General features: G+C 66.4%; 20 protein-coding genes. 15 read left to right on the top strand and 5 right to left on the bottom strand.

Going from position 1 to position 22,880, the window contains the following annotated elements; all coding sequences use genetic code 11:
- Window positions 1-12 precede the first annotated feature (12 nt).
- Entirely contained in the window at window positions 13-1,020 is a 1,008-nt protein-coding gene (locus CUR21_RS17175) for an ABC transporter substrate-binding protein (RefSeq protein ID WP_100198300.1), read from the bottom strand.
- 371 nt (window positions 1,021-1,391) lie between these two features.
- The gene (locus CUR21_RS17170; protein ID WP_100198299.1) at window positions 1,392-2,300 is read right to left on the bottom strand and encodes a sugar kinase; all 909 of its coding nucleotides are present in this window, start codon (window positions 2,298-2,300) and stop codon (window positions 1,392-1,394) included.
- Between the two features lie 157 nt (window positions 2,301-2,457).
- On the opposite strand from CUR21_RS17170, the gene CUR21_RS17165 reads away from it, so the two are divergent.
- Genes CUR21_RS17165 through CUR21_RS17145 form a run of 5 tightly spaced genes read left to right on the top strand, consistent with a single transcriptional unit; the run spans window position 2,458 to window position 7,532 of the window.
- Window positions 2,458-3,432: a 3-oxoacyl-[acyl-carrier-protein] synthase III C-terminal domain-containing protein gene (locus tag CUR21_RS17165; protein WP_100198298.1), complete on the top strand. Its 975-nt coding sequence runs from the start codon at window positions 2,458-2,460 to the stop codon at window positions 3,430-3,432.
- Window positions 3,433-4,380: an NAD(P)-dependent oxidoreductase gene (locus CUR21_RS17160; RefSeq protein WP_100198297.1), complete on the top strand. Its 948-nt coding sequence runs from the start codon at window positions 3,433-3,435 to the stop codon at window positions 4,378-4,380.
- The gene (locus tag CUR21_RS17155) at window positions 4,380-5,201 is read left to right on the top strand and encodes an MBL fold metallo-hydrolase (RefSeq protein WP_100198296.1); all 822 of its coding nucleotides are present in this window, start codon (window positions 4,380-4,382) and stop codon (window positions 5,199-5,201) included. Before CUR21_RS17160 ends, CUR21_RS17155 begins: the two co-directional genes overlap by 1 nt.
- On the top strand, window positions 5,201-6,412 hold the full coding sequence (locus tag CUR21_RS17150; RefSeq protein WP_232622844.1) for a CoF synthetase: 1,212 nt from the start codon (window positions 5,201-5,203) through the stop codon (window positions 6,410-6,412). The genes CUR21_RS17155 and CUR21_RS17150 overlap by 1 nt, the downstream gene beginning before the upstream one ends.
- A complete protein-coding gene (locus tag CUR21_RS17145; RefSeq protein WP_100198294.1) occupies window positions 6,402-7,532 on the top strand; it encodes a hypothetical protein in 1,131 nt (376 codons plus the stop codon). Before CUR21_RS17150 ends, CUR21_RS17145 begins: the two co-directional genes overlap by 11 nt.
- Here CUR21_RS17145 and CUR21_RS17140 read toward each other — a convergent pair.
- Window positions 7,529-8,599, bottom strand: a complete 1,071-nt coding sequence (locus CUR21_RS17140) for a GNAT family N-acetyltransferase (protein WP_100198293.1) — start codon at window positions 8,597-8,599, stop codon at window positions 7,529-7,531. The genes CUR21_RS17145 and CUR21_RS17140 overlap by 4 nt on opposite strands.
- Before the next feature lie 173 nt (window positions 8,600-8,772).
- Here CUR21_RS17140 and CUR21_RS17135 point away from each other — a divergent pair, with 173 nt between their 5' ends.
- The 7 genes from CUR21_RS17135 (at window position 8,773) to CUR21_RS17105 (ending at window position 15,703) form a co-directional block, all read left to right on the top strand.
- On the top strand, window positions 8,773-9,783 hold the full coding sequence (locus CUR21_RS17135; RefSeq protein WP_100198292.1) for a GlxA family transcriptional regulator: 1,011 nt from the start codon (window positions 8,773-8,775) through the stop codon (window positions 9,781-9,783).
- Window positions 9,784-9,962: 179 nt separating this feature from the next.
- Complete coding sequence (locus CUR21_RS17130; protein WP_100198291.1) at window positions 9,963-11,039, top strand: Hint domain-containing protein; 1,077 nt, start codon at window positions 9,963-9,965, stop codon at window positions 11,037-11,039.
- Window positions 11,040-11,353: 314 nt separating this feature from the next.
- The gene (gene rpsD, locus CUR21_RS17125; RefSeq protein WP_100198290.1) at window positions 11,354-11,974 is read left to right on the top strand and encodes a 30S ribosomal protein S4; all 621 of its coding nucleotides are present in this window, start codon (window positions 11,354-11,356) and stop codon (window positions 11,972-11,974) included.
- Between the two features lie 196 nt (window positions 11,975-12,170).
- A complete protein-coding gene (locus CUR21_RS17120; protein WP_100198432.1) occupies window positions 12,171-12,707 on the top strand; it encodes a TIGR00645 family protein in 537 nt (178 codons plus the stop codon).
- 88 nt (window positions 12,708-12,795) lie between these two features.
- On the top strand, window positions 12,796-13,881 hold the full coding sequence (gene hisC / locus CUR21_RS17115) for a histidinol-phosphate transaminase (RefSeq protein ID WP_100198289.1): 1,086 nt from the start codon (window positions 12,796-12,798) through the stop codon (window positions 13,879-13,881).
- The gene (locus tag CUR21_RS17110; RefSeq protein WP_100198288.1) at window positions 13,878-14,813 is read left to right on the top strand and encodes a prephenate/arogenate dehydrogenase family protein; all 936 of its coding nucleotides are present in this window, start codon (window positions 13,878-13,880) and stop codon (window positions 14,811-14,813) included. The genes hisC and CUR21_RS17110 overlap by 4 nt, the downstream gene beginning before the upstream one ends.
- A gap of 14 nt (window positions 14,814-14,827) precedes the next feature.
- On the top strand, window positions 14,828-15,703 hold the full coding sequence (locus CUR21_RS17105; protein WP_100198287.1) for an extensin family protein: 876 nt from the start codon (window positions 14,828-14,830) through the stop codon (window positions 15,701-15,703).
- Here the strand turns inward: CUR21_RS17105 and CUR21_RS17100 are convergent.
- Window positions 15,700-16,704 (bottom strand): DUF2125 domain-containing protein, encoded by a 1,005-nt coding sequence (locus CUR21_RS17100; protein WP_100198286.1) that lies wholly within the window; start codon window positions 16,702-16,704, stop codon window positions 15,700-15,702. The two genes, CUR21_RS17105 and CUR21_RS17100, sit on opposite strands and share 4 nt — an antisense overlap.
- A 61-nt stretch (window positions 16,705-16,765) precedes the next feature.
- Here CUR21_RS17100 and CUR21_RS17095 point away from each other — a divergent pair, with 61 nt between their 5' ends.
- The 3 genes from CUR21_RS17095 (at window position 16,766) to CUR21_RS17085 (ending at window position 20,216) form a co-directional block, all read left to right on the top strand.
- Window positions 16,766-17,302 (top strand): gamma-glutamylcyclotransferase, encoded by a 537-nt coding sequence (locus tag CUR21_RS17095; protein WP_100198285.1) that lies wholly within the window; start codon window positions 16,766-16,768, stop codon window positions 17,300-17,302.
- 181 nt (window positions 17,303-17,483) lie between these two features.
- On the top strand, window positions 17,484-18,599 hold the full coding sequence (locus tag CUR21_RS17090) for a biopolymer transporter ExbB (protein WP_232622856.1): 1,116 nt from the start codon (window positions 17,484-17,486) through the stop codon (window positions 18,597-18,599).
- Between the two features lie 3 nt (window positions 18,600-18,602).
- Entirely contained in the window at window positions 18,603-20,216 is a 1,614-nt protein-coding gene (locus tag CUR21_RS17085; RefSeq protein ID WP_100198284.1) for a peptidoglycan -binding protein, read from the top strand.
- Window positions 20,217-20,422: 206 nt separating this feature from the next.
- On the opposite strand, the gene clpA is transcribed toward CUR21_RS17085, so the two are convergent.
- Window positions 20,423-22,741 carry an ATP-dependent Clp protease ATP-binding subunit ClpA gene (gene clpA / locus CUR21_RS17080; protein WP_100198283.1) on the bottom strand — a complete coding sequence of 773 codons (2,319 nt, stop codon included), beginning with the start codon at window positions 22,739-22,741 and terminating at the stop codon, window positions 20,423-20,425.
- Window positions 22,742-22,880: the final 139 nt, after the last annotated feature.

Genomic DNA, 22,880 nt, shown 5'->3' with positions numbered 1-22,880 from the left:
GCGGCCAAAACCTTATTGCATCGACAGGCTGCCGTCGGTGGGCAGCCAAGCGGGGTTGAAATAGAGCGCGGCATCGGGCGCGTTGGTGAAGGTGTAGACCGATTTGGTCTGCTCGATCGCCTTTTCCATCCGGGCCGGGTCGATGTTGCCAAGGCCATTGGCCATGACCCAATCGGTCATCACATTGTCGCGGATCGAGAGCGCCAGACGTTCGGTTTCGAGTTCGGCATCTGCGGCAGGGTTGCGGCTGATCAGGCTGGCGATGGCGGCATCCGGATCGGCCACGGTGTCCTTCCAGCCCTTGGCCACCGCGCGCAGGAAGCCGGTGACGGCCTCGGGGTTGGCGGCGGCGAAGTCGGTGTTGACGATGACGGCATTGCCATAAAGCGCCACGCCGTGATCGGCCATCAGGATGACCGAGATATCGTCTTCGGGCACGCCGAGGCGTTTGACATTGAGGCTGGAGGTGAAGCTGAAGCCGGTCACGGCCGCGACCTTGCCTTCGGCGAGCATCGGTTCACGCACGGGGAAGCCCACGGGTTCGACCGTGACAGAGGCCATGTCGATGCCATTTTCGGCGGCGAAGATCGGGAATTGCGCCCAAGCGCCATCCGGGGGCGGTGCGCCCAGCACCTTGCCCGCGATATCGCCCGGCGCCGTGACGCCCAGCGATTTGCGCCCCACCATCGCGAAGGGCGGTTTGTCATAGATCATCATCGCAGCCACCACCGGCGCGCCGGGGTTCTGATCGAGGAATTTCATCAGACTGTTGATATCGGCAAAACCCACAGGGAACGCACCGGTCGCCACTTTTGGAATCGCATCCAGCGAGCCCGCGCCTTCGGTGATTTCGACCGCAAGGCCTTCGGCGGCGAAGTGGCCCTTGTCCAGCGCCACGAAATAGGGCGCGGCGGGGCCTTCGAACTTCCAGTCGAGCGCGAAGGGCATGGCGGTTTCGGCCTGAGCCACCGGGGCCAGAAGAAGGGCAGCGGCAAGGCCGGACAGGGCGGTGCGGATCATGGAACGGACTCCGGTTTGAGGGTTTTCCAGACGGTAAAGACTGTGGGGCCGAGTCACAGGGGCGCGCGGCGGCGACGGCGTTGACGGGCGCTGAATGACCGGATGTTAGGCATGTGGGGGTGCGTTTGCAACATTTTTGGGCGCAGCTGTGATAGGCGTCGCGCTGATGGGCGCCTGTCCGGATGCGGCAGGAGGGCGGCGCGGGCGGACGCCTCCGGCGGGAGTATTTGGGAAAGGTGCAATGGGGGGCGTTTGCGGCTGCGGCCGGCGGGGGGGGGAACCGGGGCGACGGTTCGGACGGCAGGATTTGGCAAGCAGCAAAGCGGGGGGAGGCCGCCGGGGGCAAGACGGCCCCGGCGGCGGGTTCTGGTTCAGGCGAAGAGGCTGGGCACGAGGGCGCCGCGCGACTGGATGACGCGGGCGGCCAAGGCCATCGCCTTTTGGGCGGCCTCATCCTCGGTGGCGCCTTGGGCGAGATGGGCCAGGAAGGTTCCGGCGAAGCTGTCGCCTGCGGCGGTGGTGTCGACGATCTGGGCCACCGGAGTGGCGGCGTGCTGGCGGCTGCCATGGGCCGCCGACCAGAGGGTGACCGGGCCGCCGCCATCCTTGACCACCACGCGGGCGGCCCCGGCCTTTTGGTAGCGCGCGATGGTCTCGGCGGGGCTTTGATCGCCCCAGAGGCCGGTTTCTTCGTCAAAGGACGGCAGGACAATATCGGCCACCGACGCGCCGAGGAGGACGCCTGCGCGCATCGCCTCGGGCCCTTCCCACAGGCGCGGGCGCAGGTTGGTGTCGAAGGCAATCAGGCTGCCCTCGGCGCGGGCCTGCGCCAGAGCGGCGCAGAAGGCGTGGCGTTGGTCGGGGCCGAGAATCGCGAGGGTGATGGCGGAGAAATGGATCACGCTGCGGCCGCGCAGGATGCTGGCGAGCCAGACGGGATCATCGGCGAGCGCCTTGGCGGCGGATTGGCCGCGCCAGTAGGAAAAGCTGCGTTCGCCCTTGCGCAGGCTGATCATGTAAAGGCCGACGGTGCGGTCGGGCAGGCGGCGCAGGGGCGTGGTGTCGATGCCTTCACCCGCCATGAAGGCGGCCATTTCCTCTGAGATCGCATCGGTGCCGATGCAGGAGCCATAGGCCACCGACCAGTCGGCGGGCAGGAGGCGGCGCGCATACCACGCGGTGTTGAAAGTGTCGCCGGCAAACCCCCGCGCATAATCGCCCGTGGCGGTGGGCGACAGTTCCACCATGCATTCGCCAAGGCAGAGCAGGGATTTCGACATGGGTGCGGCTCCTGTTTTTCGGGTCGGCGCGACCGTAGCCGAGGGGCCGGGGGGCTGCAACCGGGCGTGGCACTGCGGCGGCGATTGAGGCCGCGATTGAGGCTGGGGCGGGTTGGGGCTATGACGGGGGGCAGGCAGGCGGCGGGGAGGCGGCGGGATGCGGATCATCGGGACGGGATCAGCGCTGCCGGAAACCGTTTTGACGGCGGAGGAGATTGACGCACGCTTGGGCCGGGCGGCGGGCTGGACGCTGGCGGCGAGCGGGGTGGCCCGTCGGCATGTGATGACGCGAGGCACGCAGGTGGATCTGGCGGTGCAGGCGGCGCGCGCGGCGCTGGCGGATGCGGGGCTGGACGCCGGGGCGCTGGATCTGGTCGTTTCGGCCTGTGGGATCGGCTATCAGACGCTGCCATCGACCGCGCCCTTGATCCAGCGCGGGCTGGGGCTGGCGGATGGGGCGGTGGCGACCTTTGACCTGAACAGCACTTGCCTGTCTTTCCTGAGCGCGCTTGAGGTGGTGGACGGGCTGTTGCACAGCGGGCGCTATGCGCGGGCCTTGATCGTTTCGGCCGAAGTGGCCTCGCGCGCGCTGCCTTGGGCGACGCAGCCGGAGGTGGCGGCGCTGTTTGGCGATGGCGCGGCGGCGGCGGTGCTGGGGCGGGGCGGCGGCAAGCTGCGGGCGGCGCGGTTTCGCAGCTATCCCTCGGGCTATGGCGCCTGCGAGATTGGCGCCGGAGGCACGCGGTTTGATTTTGCGCAAGAGCGGGCGGCCTTTGAGGCGCATGCGCTGTTTGCGATGGATGGGCGGGCGTTGTTTCGGCTGACGGCGCAGCATTTTGGTGGCTTTGTCGAGGAGGTGCTGGCCGAGGCGGGGGTTGACCGCGCGGAGATTGATCTGGTGGTGCCGCATCAGGCGAGCCCCGGTGCCTTGCAGCACATGATCCGGCTGTGCGGCTTTGATGCCGCGCGGGTGGTGGATATTGCGGGGCAGGTGGGCAATCAGATTGCGGCCTCGATTCCCTTCGCGCTGGACCATGCGCGGCGTGCGGGGCAGCTGCCTGCGGGGGCGCGGGTGATGATGCTGGGCACCTCGGCCGGGGTGTCGTTTGGCGGTGTGGTGATGGATGTCTAGATGGCGGTTCTGATCACGGGGGCCTCGGGCTTTCTGGGGGGCGCTGTGTTGCGCGCGCTGCGGGCCGAAGGGCAGGCGGTGCTGGCCACGGGCCGGGATGCGCAGATCTGCGCGGCGCGGGGCTTGCTGTCGTTGGATCTGGGCGCGCCGGGGGCGGTGGAGGAGCTGACAGCGGCGGCGGCGCGGGAGGGGGTGACGGGGATCGTGCATGCGGCGGCGCTGTCGGCGCCTTGGGGCGGGATGGCGGCGTTCCGGCGCTGCAATGTCGAGGCCACACGGACGGTGCTAGAGGTGGCGCGGCGGCTGGGGGGCGTGCGGGTGGTGCATATCTCGACCCCGTCGGTGTGTTTTCGCTTTGCCGATCAGAGAGGTCTGCGCGAGGAGGCGGCATTGCCGCCACCGGTGAACGCCTATGCGGCGACCAAGGCGGAGGCTGAAGCCTTGGCCTTGGCGGCGGGGGCGGTGGTGTTGCGGCCGCGCGGGATTTATGGCGCGGGCGACCGGGCGCTGCTGCCGCGTCTGGTGCGGGCGATGCAGGCGGGGCCGTTGCCCTTGATGCGCGGCGGGCAGGCGGCGACCGATCTGACGCATGTGGCGGATGTGGTGGCGGCCATTCGCGCGGCGCTGGGCTGTGACGCGGGCGGGATCTTTCATATCTCGGGCGGGGTGGCGTTGCCGATCCAGAGCGTGGTGGCGGCGGTGGCGGCCAAGGTGGGGGTGGTGCCGCGTTGGCGGGCGCTGCCGGTGCCGCTGGTGATGGCGGCAGCGCGGGCGCTGGAGTGGCAAGGCGCGGTGACGGGCCGCGAGCCGCGCGTGACCCGCTTTGGCGTGGGGCAGTTTGCCTATACGCAGACGCTGGACATTGGCCGCGCGGCGCGCGTTTTGGGCTGGCGGCCCGTGGTGGGGTTCGAAGACGGCCTGCGCCGCACCTTTGTCGGGGAGGCGTGATGGAGATTTCCTTTGCCAACAGCGGTTTTGTGCCCGCGCCCGAAGCGGTGCTGCGCCGGGGGGGCGCGTGGCGCTGGCGCGATCTGCGGGTGCGCTATGGCGTGCTGCGCCATCCCGAGCAGGGGCTGTGGCTGGTGGACACCGGGATCGGGCCGCAGGCGGTGAGCGCGCAGGGTCGGGGGCTGGCGCTGCGGGCTTATGCGGGGGCCTTGCGGTATCGGCTGAGCGCGGAAGGGGCGCCGGAGGCGGTGCTGGCGCAGAGGGGACTGCATCCACGCGATGTGGCTGGGGTGATTGTCACGCATTTCCACGCCGATCATGTGGCGCGGCTGGACGCGTTTCCGAGGGCGCGGATCGTGGCGCATGGGCCAGCGCTGACACAGATCCGGGCGGCAGGAAAGCTTGCGAACCTGCGGCACGGGGTTTTCCCGGGGCTGATCCCGCAGGGGGTGGAGGCGCGGCTGACCTGTGTGACGGGCCTGCCGCACGTGGCGCTGCCCCATGGGTTGGGCAAAGGGGCCGATCTGTTTGGCGACGGATCTTGTGTGGCGGTGGATCTGCCCGGCCATGCGGCAGGGCATTTTGGGTTGGCCTTTCCGGGGGCGGGGCTGCTCTATGCCTGCGATGCGGCATGGCTGCGGGAGGGGCTGTTGCCCGAGACGGCGCCGGGCCTGCCCTTGCGGCTGGTGCTGGAAGACCGGGCGGCGGCGGCGCGCAGTGCGGCGCGGGTGGCAGCATGGCAGGCGGCGGGCGGGCAGGTGGTGCTGTGCCATGACCCGGAGCCCTGCGCGTGGGATCTGCCCCAGACCGAGGCGCTGTGATGCGGCGGATGCGGGCGCTGATGGCCTTTGTGCGCACGCGCTGGGTGTCGCGGCGGCGGTCGCGGGCGGCGTTTCTGCGCTGGCAGGAGCGGGCCTTTGCCCGCTGGCTGCGGCGCGACGTGCCGGGGGTGCCGTTTTATGCCGGGCGGGCCGATCTGCCGGTCTTGGGCAAGGCAGAGCTGATGGCGGCATTCGCCGCCTTCAACCGGGCGGGGATTACCGCAGAGCAGGGGTGGGCGGCCTTTGCGGGATCGCGGCAGATCGACGGGCTGACGGTGGGGGCCAGCACTGGCACCAGTGGCAACCGGGGCCTGTTCGTGATTTCCGAGGCCGAGCGCTTTCAATGGCTGGGGGTGATGCTGGCCAAGGCCTTGCCGGATGTGTGGCGGCGGCGGCATCGGGTGGCGGTGATCCTGCCGCTGCACACCGCGCTGTATGACAGCGCGGGGCAAAGCCGCATGCTGCGGCTTTCCTTCTATGACCTGAACCGCGACTGGAGCAGCTGGCTGGAGGATTTGCGGCTGGAGCAGCCGACCGTGATCGTGGCACCGCCCAAGGTGCTGGTCTGGCTGGCCGGGCAAGCGCGGCTGCGGCCAGAGCGGGTGTTTTCGGCTGCGGAGACGCTGGACCCGCCCGACCGCGCGGCGATCGAGGCGGGGTTCGGGGTGCCTTTGGGGCAGATCTATATGGCGACCGAAGGCCTGCTGGGGGTGAGCTGCGCGCAGGGGGTGTTGCATCTGGCCGAGGATGTGGTCCGCTTCGAGTTCGAGCCGGTGGGGGATCTGGTCTCGCCCATTGTCAGCAGCTTTACCCGGCGCACGCAGATTTTGGCGCGCTACCGCATGAATGACTTGCTGCGCTTGTCCGAGCGGCCTTGCGCCTGTGGCAGCCCGTTGCAGGCCGTGGATGAAGTGGTGGGGCGGGCAGATGACGTGTTCCGCTTTGGTGCGGTGTGGATCACACCCGATGTGCTGCGCAATGCGGTGCTGGATGCGGACCGGGGGATCACCGATTTCCGGCTGGAGCAGAGGGGCGCGAGCATCGTGGTGCTGACGCTGGCCGATGAGACGGGGATGGCGGCGGCGCTGGCGGCCTTGCGGGCGCTGTTTGCGGCGCGCGGCCTGGAGGTGGCGGTGGTGGGGGAGATGGCCCCGTTGCAGAGCGATGCGCGCAAGCTGCGCCGGGTGCGGGTGGCGCTGGATGGCGGCTGAGGCGGTGCTGGTGACGGGCGCACGGGCACCGGTGGCGCTGCACTGGGCTTGGGCCCTGCGCGCGGCGGGGCGGCCTGTGCATCTGGCCGACAGTTTGCGCTGGCCCATCGGGCGCGGTTTCGCGGCGGGTTATTTGCGCCATGCGCCGCCCGCCTTTGATCTGGACGGGTTTCGGCGCGATCTGCTGCGGCTGTGTGCGGAGCACGGGATCGGGCAGATCGTGCCAACCTGCGAAGAGGTGCTCTGGCTGGCGCAGATTGCCCCCGATCTGGCGGCGGCAGGGGTGCGGGTGCTGGCGCCGCCTTTTCCTGTGCTGGCGCAGGCGCATGACAAGGCGGCGTTCATCGCGCTCTGTGCCGGATTCTGGCCGCATGTGCCGCAGACGTGGCGGCTGAGCACGCAAGCGGATCTGGAAGGATTGCCCGATCCGGCAGGGCTGGTGCTGAAGCCGGTGTTTTCGCGCTTTGCCACCCGCACGCTGCTGCGGCCCAGTGCGGCGCAGGTGGCGCGGCTGCGGCCAACGGCGCAGGCGCCTTGGGTGGCGCAGGCGTTTCTGCCCGGGCGCGAGATCTGTGCCTATGCGATTGCGGTGGAGGGGGAGGTCACGGCGCTGGCGGTGTATCACCCGCTTTATCGCGCGGGACGGGGGGCGGGGATCTATTTTCAGCCGGTCGATCCCGGTCCGGCGCTGCGTTTCGTGCGCGCCTTTGCGCAAGCGACGGGGTGGAGCGGCCAGCTGTCTTTCGACCTGATCGAGACGGAAGCGGGGCTGGCGCCGATCGAGTGCAATCCGCGCGCGACCAGCGGGCTGCATCTGTTGCGCGCGCCGGGCGCTTTGGTGGCAGCGCTTGAGGGCGGCGGGCCGCTGGTGCTGCCCGATGCGCGAGGCCCGCAATGCGTGCGCTTGGCGATGTGGCTGTATGGCGCTTGGGGCGCGCGCGGGCGCTTTGGCGCCTTCCGGGCCGATCTGGCGCGGGCCGAAGAGGCGCTGGTCTGGGGCGGCGCGCGGGTGGGCGTGGCCGCGCAGCTGCGCGCGGTGGCCGAGATCGGCGCGATTGCCCTGCGCCGAAGGCAAGGGCTGCAGGCGGCCTCGACCGCGGATATCGAGTGGAATGGCTAAAGCCCGTATCGGCGCATCACCGGCACGCCGATGCGGGTGAGCAGGCTGGCCAGCGCGGCGGTGGCGATCCGGTTGCGGCGCGGCAGATGCGAGACGAGGGCGGCGGTGTATTCGATCGCGGGCCTTGCGCCGCGGTTGCGTTTGAAGCTGGCGGCCCCGGCCGACATGTGGAACGGGATGCGGGCGGCTTCGGCCTCGGCCATGGCGAGGGCGAGGAGGCGGCGGTAAAGGCCGAGGGATTGCGGCAGATCGGTGCGGTAGCCGACGACCGGGGCGGTGAGCATGCCCCCCAGCGCGACCGTGCCGATGACGCCCAGAAGCTGGTCGCCTGCGCGCAGCCCCGTGAGGCGCATCAGCCCTGTCTGCGCCATCCCGCGCAGGAAGGCGGGGGTGTAGTGCGGGTTCAAGGGCGTGTATTTTTGCAGATAAAGCTGCGCATAAAGGGCGGCGGCGGTGGCGAACTGCGCTTGGGTGAAGGCGGCGCCGGGCAACAGGGTGAACCGGCCGTCGGCCAAAAGCGCCGCGTCGCGGCGTCGGTCGCGCGGGATGGGGCCGGGGCCGGGATGCCAGATCCAGACCTGACGTGCGGGCAAGAGGGCGAACCCGGCCGCCTGCAACTCGGCCAGCAGCGGGGCATCGGTGGCATCGTTCAGCGAGCGCAGGACAATAACGCGGTCGGGGTGGCGCCGGGCCAGATCGTGCATCGCAGCACGGATGCCGGGCGGTGGTGGCGGGTTGGTGGCCAAAAGCCAGTTGTTGATCTGGGCCTGATGGTCGAGACCGCTGGCCCGCAACAACGGGGCGGCGCTGCCAAGCAGGCCCGTCAGCGCGGCGCGCAGCAGCGGCATGCGGGTGAAGTGGCGCGTTTCCTCGATGCCATAGTCGATATAGGCGGTGGAGGGACGGCACAGGTAGCAATTGGGTCGCTGCGCGGCATCCGACAGGGTGACGGGCAGATCAGCGCCCATGGTCTGTGTGCGGTCAAGCCGCGCGTGCAGATTGGCGACGAGCGCGGTGCTGCCGTCGGTCCAGAGCGTGCGAAAGGCGTGGGCGGGCGAAGGGCACATGCCCCGCTGTGGTGCCACAGGGGGAGGGGGGGCACAACTGCCTTGCGCGCAAGGCGCAGGGGACGGCGGAGGGGAAGGCGGGCGGAGGCAGGTGATTTCCTGCGCACGCCTTTCGGGATATGGCTTATGCTGCGGACTGGTGGCAGAAGGCGGCAGTCTGAGGGGGCTGGTGAATGAGCGAGAACGCGGCGCGATACATCGCCAAGGGTGTGGCCCATGTGGAACTGCCCGCCGTGGCCAGCCCGGTGGCGGTAAGCTTTGTCTTGCTGCCGAAATTCACCATGCTGGCCTTTGCCTCGGCCATCGAGCCTTTGCGCATTGCCAATCAGCTGACCGGACAGGCGCTGTTTCGCTGGGATGTGCTGTCGGAGGATGGGCGTCCGGTCACCTGCTCGAACGGGGTGCCGGTGATGGTGGACGGCGCCTTTGGCGCAGCGCAGCCCGAAGGGATCGTGCTGGTCTGTTCCGGGGTGGAGCCCGAGCAGCAGGCGAGCGCGGCGCTGGCCGATTGGCTGCGCGGGCTTTGGCGACGCGGGCGCGTGGTGGGAGGGCTGTGCACCGGGGCCTATGCGCTGGCGCGGGCCGGCATTCTGAAAGGGCGGCGGTTCACCCTGCATTGGGAGAACCTGACCGGGTTCAGCGAGACCTACCCCGATCTTGTCGCGGCGCGGCAGGTGTTTTGCGTGGATGAGCGGATCGTGACCTGCGCGGGTGGGGTGGCGGCGGCGGATCTGATGCTGGAGATCATCCACGAGCGGTTTGGCATTGCGCTGAGCCAAGAGGTGATGAACATGTGCCTTCTGACCCAGCGCCGACGGCAGGGGGATGAGCAGATGACCTCGCTGGCCGCGCGTCTGGGCACCCGGCATGAGAAGCTGATCGAGGCCGTGGCCTTTCTGGAGGCGCGGATCGAGGAGCCCTTTGATCTGGATGCCTGCGCCGCGCAACTGCACCTGTCGCGCCGACAGATCGAGCGGTTGTTCAGCCGTTACATGGGGGTGACCCCGGTGCGCTATATGAATGATCTGCGCCTGCAACACGGGCGTGCGCTATTGGCGGAAACCGACATGAGTGTGACCGAAGTGGCGATTGCCTGCGGCTATGCCAGCAGCTCGCATTTTTCCAAGTCTTTCCGGGTGAAATACGGGGTTTCTCCCTATCGATTCTCGCATTTTGGCAAGTAGCGCGCCGCAGCTTGGCGCCGTGGGGGCTGCGTCTCTGCCAGCGGTTGCAAGGGCGATGTGCAGTCGCCCGCGGTGCGCAAATCTCCGTAGGCTTGTGGCGGTTTTGCAATAGGCAAGGGCGGGCACGCTTGCTAGGCTGATGGCCATAAAAACATGAGCAGACCAACACAGGGGCAGGCATGGGAACGGGCCGGAAAGGCACGTTCGTGATTTCCTGGTCTCAGACAGAAATTGACGGCCTGAGTGCCGCGCCGCTGGATGTGCTGGCCGTTGGCGCCTCGTGGCGCTGGACGGGCAGACCCGTGCAGGTGGATGGTCAGGGCGGGTGTCTTCTGCTGGAGGGGGCCGACGGGGTTGCGGACATGCGCAGGCGTGCGGCGCGGATGGTGCGCCGTCTGATTGGTGTGGCGGTGGCGGGCGCGACGCCAGACCCCAAGGCGGCATCACAGGAAGAGGAAGACGACACCCCCGATCAGGGCTTCATCGTGACGGATGGGCATCAAAGCTGGTCGGTGACGATTTTGCCTGTGCCCGATACGGGCGCGCATCTGTTGATGTTCGTGGGCGACCTGCCGCCGCCCGGTCAGGACCTGTGGGTGGTCCGCATGGCGGTGCCTTGCACCCCTTCGGGCGCCGGAGCGAAGGGGGCGGGCGGGGTGATCTGCTTTACGCCCGACACCCGGATCGCCACCCCCGGCGGCGCGCGGCTGATTCAGGATCTGCGGCCCGGCGACCGCATCCTGACCAAAGACAATGGCGCGCAGGCCATTCGCTGGACCGGCAGCCGCCGGATGAGCGGGGCGCGGCTTTACGCGATGCCGCATCTGCGGCCTGTGCGCTTCAAGGCGGGTGCGCTGGGTTTGGACCGGCCAGAGGCCGATCTTGTGGTGTCGCCGCAGCACCGGATGGTGTTGAGTGGGCCGGCTGCGCGCGCCTTGTTCAACACGGAAGAGGTGCTGGTGAAGGCCGAGGATCTGCTGAACGACCGCACCATCTGCGTGGATCATGCGCTGCGCGAAGTGACCTATATCCACATCCTTTTGGACCGGCACAACATCGTCTGGGCCAATGGAATGGAAACCGAAAGCTTTCACCCCGCGAACACCGCGCTTGACACGATCGAGGCGTCGCAGCGGGACCGCCTGCTGGCGATCCTGCCGGACATCGCGGTCAACCCGGCGCGCTATGGCGATTACGCGCGGCGCAACCTTTCGTCTTCCGAGGTGGCCATCCTGCGGCATGCGGCGGCGGCCTGACCGTGCCTGTGCCCGATGTGCTGCGCGCTGCGCCCCAGGCGGGCAGGGCCGGGGAGGGCTGTCCCCCCCGTCGCTGCCCGACCCTTCCCGAGGAGAGGTGTCGACAGAAAATGTGCCGGTGGCGGAGATTGTCGGTGAGGGGGCGTTGACTCTGGGGTTTGCGGGCGTATAAGCGCGCCACGTCCCGGCGGGAAACCTCCGGGGCTTTTCATTGGTGTTGGTGGACCCCGCAAGGGGATGCCTGTCGGGCCGAAGCCTTTTCGAAGGTGGGGCACAAGGACAACGCCCTTCACATCTGACGAAGGAGATCAGCCGTGACCAAACGCACGTCTGCCAAGTACAAAATTGACCGCCGCATGGGCGAGAACATCTGGGGCCGCGCCAAGTCGCCGGTCAACAAGCGGGAATATGGCCCGGGCCAGCACGGCCAGCGCCGCAAGAACAAGCTGTCGGACTTCGGCACCCAGCTGCGCGCCAAGCAGAAGCTGAAAGGCTACTACGGCGACCTGACCGAAAAGCAGTTCCGCAAGATCTATGGCGAAGCCGAGCGCGTCAAGGGCGACACCGGTGAGATGCTGGTGGGTCTGCTGGAGCGCCGTCTGGATGCGGTGGTTTACCGCGCCAAGTTGGTGCCGACGATCTTCGCCGCACGTCAGTTCGTGAACCATGGCCATGTGCTGGTGAACGGGTCGCGCGTGAACATCGCGTCCTACCGTGTGAAGGAAGGCGATGTGATCTCGGTCCGCGAGAAGTCGCGTCAGCTGGCAATCATTCTGGAAGCCGTGCAGTCGACCGAGCGTGACGTGCCGGATTATCTGGAAGTCGACCACAACAAGATGGTCGTGACCTTCGTCCGCACCCCCGGTCTTGGCGATGTGCCGTATCCGGTTGTGATGGAGCCGAACCTCGTCGTCGAATATTACGCGAAGAACTGATCTTTCGCGTCGGACTTTGGAAGGGCCGCCCTTGGGGCGGCCCTTTTGCATGGGCGGCCCCTTGCCACGCGAGGGGGCTTTGCCGCTAAGGCGGCACGGGGGGGGCTTTGCCGCCGAGGCGGCACGGGGGGCCTTTACGTGGTGTTGGCGCTGCGCGATCTAGGCTTGGCGCGGGATCGCAGTGTGGATGGATGGCATGGATAGAAAATCGCTTGAGAACCGGCTGGAAGCAGGGCTGTTTGCCAGCCGCTGGTTGATGGCACCGATGTATCTGGGGCTTGTCGTGAGCTTGGGGATGCTGGTGGTGATTTTCCTGCGCGATCTGGTTTATTATGTGCCACAGGTGCTGTCGATGTCGGCTGAAGAGGTCATTCTGGTCAGCCTGACCTTGATTGATCTCACGCTGGCCGCCAATCTGCTGCTGATCGTGATGTTTTCCGGTTACGAAAACTTTGTGTCCAAGTTCGATTTCGACACCGGACAGGACCGCCCGGACTGGATGGGCAAGGTGGATTTCGGCGGGCTGAAGATGAAGCTGGTCGCCAGCATCGTTGCGATTTCAGGCATCCACCTGCTCAAGCGCTTTATGGAGATCGGGGAGTCGGTGGCGGATGCGAAGTTTGGCGAGACCGAACTTTACTGGCTGGTGGTGATCTATCTGACCTTTGTGGTCTCGGGTGTGTTGCTGGCGGTGATGGATTGGCTGCAGGCAAAATCCTACTCCAGCAAATAGGGGCGCTCCGGGGACCCCTGCGCGCTATAATCGCACTGGTCTAACCGCCCCTCGCCCGCTAGAACCGCCGGGTGACTTGGAGGCCACTATGCACGACACCATCCGCCCGCAGCCCGGAATTCTGGACATCGCGCTTTATGAAGGCGGCAAGGCGCATCTGGCCGGTGTGTCGAATGCGCTGAAACTGTCGTCGAACGAAAATCCGTTCGGTCCCGGCGATCGCGCGAAAGAGGTGTTCAGCAAGACGGTGCACACGCTGCACCGCTATCCCGGCACCGATCACGCGGCCTTGCGGCAGGCGATTGGCGATGTGCACGGGCTTGACCCCGAGCGGATCATCTGTGGCGTGGGTTCGGATGAGATCATCACCTTCCTGTGTCAGGCCTATGCCGGGCCGAAGGATGAGGTGGTGTTCACCGAGCATGGCTTTCTGATGTATCGCATTTCCGCGCTGGCGGTGGGGGCCACTCCGGTGGAGGTGGCCGAGCGCGAGCGGATGACGGATGTGGATGCGATCCTGCGCGCCTGCTCCAAGCGCACCAAGCTTGTCTTCATCGCGAACCCGAACAACCCGACGGGCACCATGATTTCGCCTGCCGAGATGGAGCGGCTGGCGGCGGGGCTGCCTGCGCAGGCCATTCTGGTGATTGATGGTGCCTATGCCGAATATGTCGATGGCTATGATGGCGGCGCGGGGCTGGCGACGGCGCGCGACAACGTGTTCATGACGCGGACATTTTCCAAGATCTACGGTCTGGGCGGGTTGCGGATCGGCTGGGGCTATGGGCCAAGGCATATCGTCGATGTGCTGAACCGCATCCGGGGGCCTTTCAACCTGTCGACCACCCAGCTGGAGGTGGCCGAGGCGGCGGTGCGGGATCAGGACTGGGTGAACAAGTGCCGGGCCGAGAATGCGCGCATGCGGCACTGGCTGGCGGAAGCCTTGGCCGAAGTGGGGGTGCCGTCGGACACCAGCATGGCCAATTTCGTGCTGGCACGCTTTGCCAGCGTCGAGGAGGCCGAAGCCTGTGATGCGTTTCTGCAAAGCCAAGGCCTGATCGTGCGGCGGGTGGCGGGCTACAAGCTGCCGCATTGCCTGCGGATCACTGTGGGCGACGAGGCGGGATGCCGCCGGGTGGCCTATGCCGTGGGGCAGTTCAAGGGGCTTAAATGACGGCCATTTACAAGCGTGTGGCCCTGATCGGGCTGGGGCTGATCGCGTCTTCTATGGCGCATGCGATGCGGCAATACGGGCTGGCCGGAGAGATCGTGGGCCATGCGAAATCGGCGGAAAGCCGGGAGATTGCCTTGCAGATCGGGCTGTGCGACCGGGTCTATGACACCGCGGCCGAAGCGGTGGTCGATGCCGATCTGGTGGTGCTTTGTGTGCCCGTGGGCGTGATGGGCGCGGTGGCGGCCGAGATCGGGCCGCATCTGGCGCCGGGCGCCACGGTGACAGATGTGGGATCGGTCAAGGGTGCGGTGGTGGAGGCGGTGTCGCCGCATATGCCGCCTGCCGTGCATTTCATTCCGGGCCATCCGATTGCCGGGACGGAACATTCCGGGCCTCGGTCGGGCTTTGCCACGCTGTTCCGCAACCGCTGGTGGTTGCTTACCCCGCTTGCAGGGGCGGAGGATGCGCCTGTGGCGCGGCTGCGCGCATTGTGCGAGGGGATGGGCGCCAATGTCGACGAGATGGATGTGGCGCATCATGACCTTGTGCTGGCGGTGACCAGCCACACGCCGCACCTGATTGCCTATACGATGGTGGGCGTGGCGGAGCATATGCGCCGGGTGTCGAATTCCGAGGTCATCAAATATTCGGCGGGCGGTTTTCGCGATCTGACGCGGATCGCGGCCAGTGACCCGGTGATGTGGCGCGATGTGTTCTTGACCAACAAGGATGCGGTGCTGGACATTCTGGGGCGCTTTACCGAAGAGTTGTTCGTGTTGCAGCGGGCCATTCGGATGGAGGATGGTGAGCATCTTCACGCCTATTTCAGCCGCACCCGCGCAATCCGGCGTGGCATTATCGAAGCGGGTCAGGATACTTCTGCTCCAGACTTCGGGCGCAGCCCGCAAGGCGGAGGAGAGGGCAAGGCTTGACGCGAGGGGGCGTGATGCGGCGGGGCGTGCTGACGGGGGTTCTTTTGCTGGCTGTGGCAGGAACCGCGATGGCGGAGCCGCCGAGTGTATCGCCCCGGCCGATGGCCCGTCCGGGCATGGTGGCTGTCACCGATCCGCAGGCGGTGGGGGTGACGGCTCAGGTGGCCGCCTTGCCTGCGCTGGCCCGGTCTTTGCGGCCCAAGGCGCGGCCCGCCGTGGCGGAGCCGCCGCAGGGGGCGCAGGTGGTGATGGCCACCGCGTCCGTGCCGAAGCCCGGTCTGTTTTCTTTGCTGCGCCCGGCCAAGCGCCCGACGGGGTTGGTGGACAAGCAATTGGTGGCGGCGACCCTTGCGCCGGTGGCACCCGGCCGACAAGGCGTGGTGTCCCAGAAGGGCGCGGTGTGTGGCGATCCGTCGATCCGGGGCGAGACGCTGGCCCCGATCACCTCTCGCGTGCAGGGCTGCGGTGTGGCCGAGCCGGTGCGGATCACCAGCGTGGCGGGCGTGCGGCTGAGCCAAGCGGCGACGGTGGATTGCGCGACAGCGCGCGCGCTCAAGACATGGGTGGAGCGCGGAGTAGAGCCTGCCTATGGCCGAGGCAAGGTGGTGGAGTTGCAGGTGGCGGGCAGTTATGTGTGCCGCACCCGCAACCATCGCGCTGGGGCCAAGGTGAGCGAGCACGGGCGCGGCCGCGCGATCGACATTTCCGGCTTTACCTTTTCCAACGGAAGGACGGTTTCAGTGGCGCGTAACTTTGACCGGACCATGCGAAAAGCGCACAAAGCGGCCTGCGGCATCTTCAAGACGACCCTTGGCCCCGGATCGGACGGGATGCACGAGGATCATCTGCATTTCGACGTGGCACAGCGCGGCAGCACCTACTGCCGCTAGTTCAGGCCTTCTGGCCCGATCCCGAGGCTTGGGGCAGGCCCCAGTGGCAGCGGGCCGAGCAGCATCTGACCCTCGCGGAAGATGAGCGGCATTTCCAGCGTGTCGGGATCGTCCGAGCTTCCGGCGATGGCCTGCATCATGCTTTCGACCATCGGGGCCATATTGGCGCGGATCATTCCCATCGAGGTGGCCAGCGTCACCAGATTGCGCCATCCCGTGACACGGATCTGGATGCGGCCTTCGGGATACCCGTTGACGGCCTGAAGATCGCCCCGTGCCGCAAGCGACAGATCGCCCCATGTGACAAGACCTTCGCGCAGCGACAGGCTGGTGATCTGGGGGCGGGTGACGCCGGCAAATTGATCGAGCGGCCCGGTCAGGGTGGCATTGGCATCCAGCCGGGCAAGGGTGATTTCCGGCGGCAGGTCGGGGATCCGCGCGGCGACGGAGGGATCGGGGCGCAGGTTCAGAAGCTCGAGCCCGATGTCATAGGCATGGGTGCGGCTGGGATCGGCGCGCAGGCCAAGGCGCAGCGTTTCGGTGGCAACTGTCCAGCCAAGGCTTGAGGCAAGGGTGAGCGACTCGCCCACCAGCGTGCTGCGGTCGAGGGCGAGCGCAGAGCCGGGGGTAACCACGAGGCTGCCTTGCAGCTTGCCCGCCGTCAGGGTGAGATCTTCCGCCGGAGTGCGGATGGTTTGTTCCGGCGCGAAGGCGGCGATCACATGCCAAGGCCTGTAGCTGAGCGAGAACAGTTGCAAGAAGGGCGCTTCCCAGCGGATTTCTGAAATCTGGTCCGTCACGCGCGGTTCTGTCACGGTCAGGTCGAAGCGGTTGGGATAGCCTGCGACGCCATAACCTTCGTGCGTGATGGTCAGCCCTTGGGCGGGGGCGTTTTCCAAAAAGCTGGCGACGCCGCTTTCGACCCAAGACTTGCCGACAAACCAGTAGCCAGACCACAGTGCCACCATCAGCGTGGCAACCCAAAGCAAGACGCGCATCATCGGCCCTTTTCATTCATTCGCCTGTGTTGTTTAGAGGCTGCGCAAGCGGAGGGCCAGTCACGTGACCGAGACGATGTGGGTCTTTGGATATGGATCGCTGATCTGGAACCCGGAGTTTCCGGTGGCCGAGACGCGCATTGCACGGGTGCAGGGCTGGCGGCGGTCTTTCTGTATGCGGTCGATCCACCACCGCGGATCGGAGACGGCGCCGGGGTTGGTGCTGGCACTCGACGCGGCGGCGGGGCATCATTGTGATGGCGTGACGTTCCGGGTGCAGCCGGGGGCCGAAGCCGAAACGCTGGCGCTGCTGCGCGAGCGGGAGCTGATTTCCTCGGCCTATCTTGAGGCGCAAGTGCGCGCAGACTGGCCCGAAGGCGGCGGCTGCGAGGCGCTGGTCTATGTGATTGATCCGGCGCATTGGCAGTATTGCGGCGGTCTGGCGCTGGAAGAACAGGCGCAGATCATTGCGCGCGCGCAAGGCGGGCGGGGATTGAACCGCGATTATCTGTGGTCGACCGCGCAGCATCTGGCGGATCTGGGGCTGTCGGACCCTGAGCTGGAGTGGCTGGCCGCGCGCGTGCGGGCACTTACCCGGTGACGACACGGAGAATTTCTTTGGCACACGGGGGTTTCGTGGCGTATCGTCGATTTGGGCAGAACAAACAGGCAGGCAGCGTCTGATGAAGCAGACCAAGGCCGAGGACAGGGCCACGACACGCCGCACCCGGCGAGAACGCAGGGTTGCGACCTTTACACAGCCGATCCAGCAGATCGTGACGATGCTGGTCATCGTGGGGCTGGTGGCCGCGGGTGGATGGCTGATTCATGGGCAAGTGGCAGAGGTGTTCCGCACCAACCCTTGGCTCAACGGCTTTATTGCCGTGATCTTTGTGCTGGGGGTGTTCACCTGCTTTTGGCAGGTGTTCATCCTGATCCAGTCGGTCAGCTGGATCGAGGAGTTCGTGCGTCACAAGCCGGGGGCGGAAACCCAGCGCGCGCCGCGTCTTTTGGCCCCGCTGGCATCCTTGCTGCGCAGCCGCGGGCATCAGATGCAGATTTCGTCTTCCAGCTCGCGTTCGATCCTCGAGTCGGTGGCAACGCGGATCGACGAGGCGCGCGATATCACGCGCTATCTGACCAACCTTCTGATTTTCCTTGGCCTTTTGGGCACGTTCTATGGGCTTGCGACCTCCGTCCCCGCGATTGTGGAGACGATCCGCTCGCTGTCGCCGCAGCCGGGGGAAAGCGGCACCGCGGTGTTCCAAAAGCTGATGGGCGGGCTGGAAGCGCAATTGGGGGGCATGGGCACGGCGTTTTCGTCTTCGCTTCTGGGGCTGGCCGGGTCTTTGGTCGTGGGCCTGCTGGAGCTGTTCGCCGGGCATGGGCAGAACCGGTTTTACCGCGAGCTGGAAGAGTGGCTGTCGTCGATCACCCGTCTGGGCTATTCGAGCGGTGAAAGCGATGGGGAAGGCGTCGCCGATGGCGAGGCCGTGGCGGTGATGCTGGACCAGATGGCGGGCCAGATGGAAGTGCTGCAGGGTCTTTATGCGCAAGCGGAGGCGAGCCGCGAGGCAGGGGACACGCGGATCGCAGCCTTGACCTCGGCCGTGGAGACGCTTGCGGCGCGGTTGCAGGCAGAGACGGGGCAGACGGCGGCCTTGGAGCGACTGGCCGAGGGGCAGGAGCGGCTGATCGCGGCCCTGACGGGGGCCGAGGGCGGCGCGCATGCCGATGCGGAAAGCCGGATGCGGCTGCGGTCGATCGACGTGCAGATGCTGCGCATTCTGGAAGAGATTTCAGCCGGGCGGCAAGAAAGCGTGGCCGATCTGCGCGGCGAGATTTCCGCGTTGACGGCGGCGGTGCGGCAGCTTTCGCGCACGGGTGTGGGGCGGTAAACCATGGGCCTGTCGCGGCGGCGGGACGCGTCGATCATCTGGCCCGGATTTGTGGACGCGGTCACCACCTTGGTGATGGTGCTGATGTTTGTGCTGACGATCTTTACCGTCATGCAATCGGTGCTGCAGGAAACCATCACGACGCAGGACAGCGAACTGAGCTCGCTCACCGATCAGGTGGCGGCTTTGGCCGATGCGCTGGGGCTGGAGCGGGTGAGGGTGAGCGACTTGCAGGCCGAAGTGGGGGCGCTGCGGTCGGATCTTGCGGCGAGCGAGGCGGAAGGCGCGCGCCAAGCGGCGCTGGTGGCCGGGCTGACGGGACGGCTGGCGACGGCGGAGTCTGCTCTGCAGGCCGCCGAAGCGCGGGTGGCAAGTTTCGAAGCGCAGGTGGCATCGCTGCTGGCCGAACGCGATGCGGCACGCGGGGAGGTGGCCGATCTGTCGGTGAGCAATGCCGAGCTGGACGCGGCGCGGGCGGCTTTGATCACCGAGCGGGATGCGTTGCAATTGGCCTTGGCGCGGGCACGGACGGAAATTGACGAGAGCAGTGAAGCTGCACGTTTGGCGGCAGCGCGGCGCGAGGCGGTGGAAGCCTTGCTGGCGGATCTGCAGCGCAAGGCCGCCGCCGATGCGGCGGCGCTGACGGCGGCACAGGCGGAGCTTTCGGAGGCGGAAGCCGCGCGGCTGGTGGATGCGGCGGCGCTGGACGCCTTGCGCGCGCGTCTGGCCGGGGCGGATGAGGAGATGACGGCGATGACGCTGGCGCTGGAAGAACAGCGCAAGCGGGCCGAGGAGACCCTGCGGCTGCTGGCGGCCGCGCAGACCGAGGCGGCGCAGGCAGCGGCGGCAGAAGACCAGTCGGCGGCGCTGTTGGCGGCGGCGGAGCGTGCGCTGACGGAAGAGCAGGCCAAGGTGATCGAGGCGGCAGAGCGGGTGGCGCTGCTGAACGCACAGATCGCCGCCTTGCGCGGGCAGTTGGGCAGCTTGCAGGCGGTTTTGAACGAGGCGAGCGACAAGGATGCACAGGCGCAGGTGCAGCTGGAGGCGCTGGGGGCGCAGTTGAACGCCGCCTTGGCGCAGGTGGCGTCAGAGCAGCGCCAGCGCGCGGCGCTGGAAGAGGCGGAACGGCTGCGGCTTGAGGCCGAAAACGCCGATCTGGAGCGCTTCCGCAGCGAATTCTTTGGGCAACTGAGCCAGTTGCTGGGCGGGCGTGAAGGCGTGCGGGTGGTGGGCGATCGCTTTGTGTTTTCAAGCGAGGTGCTGTTTCAACCCGGCGCCGCCGATCTGGCCCCCGAGGGACGCGCGCAGATCGCCGGGGTGGTCGAAATCCTTAACGATGTGCGGGCGGAGATCCCCGAGAGCATCGACTGGATCATCCGGGTGGATGGGCATACCGACAATGTGCCGCTCTCGGGCACTGGGGCCTTTGCCGACAATTGGGAGCTGAGTCAGGCGCGGGCCTTGTCGGTGGTGCGCTACATGCAGGATGTGCTGGGCTTTCCGCCCGAGCGGATGGCGGCCACCGGCTTTGGCGAATACCGCCCCGTTGTGGCGGGCACGTCGGAAGCGGCACGCCAGCAGAACCGGCGGATCGAGCTGAAGCTGACTGAACGCTAGATCTGGGCGGGGGTGGCCGGAGGCCACGGATGTTCACTCCCGAGCTGCGGCGGCTTGACGTGGCGGGTGACGGGCAGGGCGGCTAAGGCTGCGATGGTCGCTGCCGCTGGGACAAGGCCACCGCATAGGGCCGACGCGGCCAACAGGGATCAGAAAAAAGGCCCCTGCTTGCGCAGGGGCCGATCTTCTAAGGGCAGGGGCCCGGTTCACTCTGCCGTGAGCAGGGGCGGTTTGGAGCCGGTGAGGCGGGGCTTTTGCGGTTCGTCGATTTCAAGCACGATGGCATCGTCCTTGACGGTGACGCGGACTACGCCGCCCTTGACCAGCTTGCCGAACAGCAGTTCTTCGGCCAGCGGCTTCTTGATGTGTTCCTGAATCACGCGGCCCAAGGGACGCGCGCCCATTTTGTCATCATAGCCCTTGTCACCCAGCCAAGTCGCCGCCTCGGGCGTGAGTTCGATGTGAACCCCGCGATCCATCAGCTGCGCTTCAAGCTGCATCACGAACTTTTCGACCACTTGGAAGATCACTTCTTTGCCCAAGGCCGAGAAAGAGATCACCGCATCCAGACGGTTGCGGAATTCCGGGGTAAAGGTCCGTTCGATGGCGGCCGTATCTTCGCCCGTGCGCTTGTCACGGCCAAAGCCGATGGCCGATTTCTGCATGTCGGCGGCACCTGCGTTCGACGTCATGATCAGGATCACGTTGCGGAAATCGACCGTGCGGCCGTTGTGATCGGTCAGCTTGCCATGGTCCATCACCTGCAACAGGATGTTGTAGACATCGGGGTGCGCCTTTTCCATTTCGTCCAGCAGCAGGACGCAATGGGGGTGCTGATCGATGCCATCGGTGAGCATCCCGCCCTGATCGAAGCCGACATAGCCCGGAGGCGCGCCGATCAGGCGGGAGACGGCGTGTTTCTCCATGTACTCCGACATGTCGAAGCGCAGGAGTTCCACCCCGAGGCTGGAGGCCAGTTGCTTGGCCACCTCGGTTTTGCCGACACCTGTGGGCCCGGCGAAGAGATAGTTGCCGATGGGCTTTTCGGGTTCGCGCAGGCCCGCCCGGGCGAGTTTGATCGCTGAGCAAAGGGCTTCGACCGCTTTGTCCTGACCAAAGACCACGCGCTTGAGCGTTTTTTCCAGATCGCGCAGGGTTTCCGCATCGTCCTTCGAGACGTTCTTGGGCGGGATGCGGGCGATTTTGGCAACCACAGCCTCAATCTCTTTGGTGCCAATCACCTTGCGACGCTTGGAATCGGACAAGAGGTGCTGCGCCGCCCCCGCTTCATCAATCACGTCAATCGCCGAGTCTGGCAGTTTGCGATCATTGATGTAGCGGCTGGCGAGTTCTACCGCCGATTTGATCGCATCCGCCGTGTAGCGCAGATCGTGGTGTTCTTCGAAATGCGGCTTCAGCCCCATCAGGATCTTGATAGCATCGGGGATCGAAGGTTCGTTCACGTCGATCTTCTGGAACCGACGCGAGAGCGCACGGTCTTTTTCGAAGTGCTGACGGAATTCCTTGTAGGTGGTGGAGCCCATGGTGCGCAGCTTGCCGCCCTGCAACGCAGGTTTCAGCAGGTTGGAGGCATCCATCGCGCCGCCCGAGGTGGCGCCGGCGCCGATCACCGTGTGGATTTCGTCGATAAACAAGATCCCGTCGGGGTGGTCTTCCATCTCTTTGACCACGGCTTTCAGCCGTTCCTCAAAGTCGCCACGATAGCGGGTGCCGGCCAAAAGCGCGCCCATGTCGAGCGAATAGATCGTGGCACCGGCCAGAACGTCGGGCACTTGCTTGTTCACGATCTTCCACGCCAGACCTTCGGCGATGGCGGTTTTGCCCACGCCGGGATCGCCCACCAGAAGCGGGTTGTTCTTGCGGCGGCGGCAGAGCACCTGAATGGCCCGCTCCACCTCGGCCTCGCGGCCGATGAGCGGGTCGACATCGCCTTTGCGGGCTTTGACGTTCAAATCCACGCAATATTTCGACAGCGCGGATTCCTTGGCTTCTCCGGCTTCGGCCTTGGGGGTTTCGTGATGTTCTTCGGCGCCCTGCACAGGGCGGCTTTCGCCAAAGGACGGATCTTTGGCCACACCATGCGCGATGAAATTGACCGCGTCATAGCGGGTCATATCCTGCTCTTGCAGGAAATAGGCGGCGTTGCTTTCGCGTTCTGCGAAGATGGCGACCAGCACATTGGCCCCCGTCACCTCGTTGCGGCCAGAGGACTGGACATGGATGGCTGCGCGCTGAATGACGCGCTGGAAAGCGGCGGTGGGGACCGCTTCGGAGCCTTCGACATCGGTGATAAGGGTGGACAGATCATCGTCGATGAAATCCACCAGCGTTTTGCGCAGGTCATCGAGGTTGACCGAACAGGCCTGCATCACACGGGACGCATCGGGTTCGTCAAGCAGCGCCAGAAGCAGATGTTCCAGCGTGGCGAGTTCATGGCGACGGGCATTGGCCAAGGCCAAAGCACCGTGAATGGCTTGCTCGAGCGTGGTTGAAAACGAAGGCACTTGCTGCGTGCTCCTGTTCCTCGGGGCAGGTTCGGGTGATGCTGCACCCTTACCAACCGTTGCCTCATAAGTTTAAAGTTCGGTTTTATTTGCCGTACTTCAAGAAGAATATTTACACTTCGGGCCTTGGTGACAGTTG

The sequence above is a fragment of the Pseudorhodobacter sp. MZDSW-24AT genome, assembly GCF_002794355.1.
Classification (GTDB): Bacteria; Pseudomonadota; Alphaproteobacteria; order Rhodobacterales; family Rhodobacteraceae; genus Pseudotabrizicola.
This window is presented reverse-complemented; position numbering and strand designations above follow the sequence as displayed.